The organism is Paenarthrobacter sp. CM16, assembly GCF_013179505.1.
Classification (GTDB): Bacteria; Actinomycetota; Actinomycetes; order Actinomycetales; family Micrococcaceae; genus Arthrobacter.
Genome location: NZ_JABMCX010000511.1, coordinates 1 through 1,629, shown reverse-complemented (window position 1 = coordinate 1,629; position 1,629 = coordinate 1). Strand labels below are relative to the sequence as shown.

The window sequence follows — 1,629 nt, the reverse complement described above, 5'->3', positions numbered from 1 at the left end:
CCTCCGTCGGCCACAGCTCCGCAAGCTTCGCCAGCAGCCAAAAAACAACGGGGGAGGAAAGAAAGTAGCTGGCCGGGTCACACCGCTCCCTCACCAATCCTCTGCAAAGGACACAAAACCATGAACGCAATCAGCGTCCAGACGATCACCACCGAGGACACCGGAGAAACCATCCACGACGTGCCCGTACTCGTGGATTACCACATGAACGGCGGTTACGACTGGATGGACGTCATCTCAGAACACGGCTGGGTCGTGATCCCCAGTTGGGGATCTGACGGCTGGGACCTGGGCCAGTGGCCCTATGTCATGGTCGCTGGAACCCGCACTGCTGACGGCATCGGCAACCTGTTCGGCATGGCCACCTACTGCGAGGGGGACGTGAAGACGACGTTCTACCGGACGAAGGCCCGTTTCTGGGACGCGATCACCGAAGAGGCTTTTTCCCACTGGAAGAACGGGCAAGCCCAAGGCCCGGCAGACCTGCCCGAGGCCGCCGCGGAGCTTCCCAGCCGCTACCTCATCCCGCCCACGTTCCAAGCAGCAGCCGCCGCCTAACAGCCCTCGGCTCCTTGCCGGGCGGACCCCCGCCCGGCAAGGCACCAAACCAGCAAAGGACCAAGGACAATGACCGAAAAGCGCAGCATCGCCAACAGCCCGGCCCAAGCCGTGGTCTTCCTCGAAACCCTCGCCGCAATCGTGGAGAAGTCTCCCGTGGCCTACAGCGCCGACGGAGCCGAAGAACTCGCCGCGCACATCCGGGGCATGGCGGCAGCCGTCAACGCCGAGGCCCACGTGAACCCAGCCGTACTGGACACCACCCGGCAATACGCGGCACTGGACTGGCACACCGAAGCCGTGGCCGTCCTGTTCGCGGCCGAACACCGCCCCACGTTCCTCTAGCAGGAACTGAGAACCGCTGTACTGCCCGGCCAGAGCCGGGCAGTACAGCCCCCACCACTTCAAAGGAGCCAGCACATGAGCAACGCCACCACAGCCCCCAAAGGCATCACCGCCCTGATTTACCGCGACGCCCTGGGCGCGGACTTCTCCAATCAGGGCATTTCCGCCCGCGTCATGGAGGTAACCGTCATCGGCGAGGGCATCGACCCCGTTTTCGAAGCTACCGAGGAACGGCCCGCCGTCCGGCTCGTCAAAAACGAGAGCTTCGACCGCGAAACCGTGACTCACGCCGAGCCAGTCGCCCCGGAGGACGAAACAGCCCCGTGGTACATGTTCGGCGGCACGTTCATCTTCAGCAGCGACTCACGATTCCGACGCGCAGCCGGACAGTACGGAGCCATCCCGCTCCACGACCGCCGCGAGTAGACCGGAGGGTGGGCCGTTCGCCTTGTGTGGGCGGGCGGTCCGCCGCAGGTGGCCGGCTCTTGTGGGTGGTTGCCGGCGACGGACCGCCGTTCCCGCAAAAGGGCCGGCACTACTCACCTGGTGCGTGCGGCAAGCCCGGGCCGGGATTGACCTGGGCGGATCCCCGGTGGCCAGGGGAGGCATGCTCGCGGGGCTCGCACTCCTTTTGGGCGTCCACTCCGCTTCGCTCCGTGGCCGGCTGTTGGGCCCGGTCCCGACGTCGCAGAGCTCCGCCGTGCCCGGTCCTGTTGTGTCTACGAC

3 protein-coding genes are annotated in these 1,629 nt (G+C 65.7%); all 3 read left to right on the top strand.

From position 1 onward, the window contains the following. Positions 1–120 precede the first annotated feature (120 nt). The 3 genes from HP499_RS24010 to HP499_RS24000 all read left to right on the top strand — a co-directional run bounded on the left by HP499_RS24010 (position 121) and on the right by HP499_RS24000 (position 1,329). Positions 121–558, top strand: coding sequence for a hypothetical protein (locus tag HP499_RS24010; RefSeq protein WP_172326535.1), 438 nt, complete (start codon positions 121–123; stop codon positions 556–558). Between the two features lie 69 nt (positions 559–627). Beyond that, positions 628–903 carry a hypothetical protein gene (locus HP499_RS24005; protein WP_172326534.1) on the top strand — a complete coding sequence of 92 codons (276 nt, stop codon included), beginning with the start codon at positions 628–630 and terminating at the stop codon, positions 901–903. A gap of 75 nt (positions 904–978) precedes the next feature. Further along, entirely contained in the window at positions 979–1,329 is a 351-nt protein-coding gene (locus HP499_RS24000; RefSeq protein ID WP_172326533.1) for a hypothetical protein, read from the top strand. The last annotated feature ends 300 nt before the right edge of the window (positions 1,330–1,629 follow it).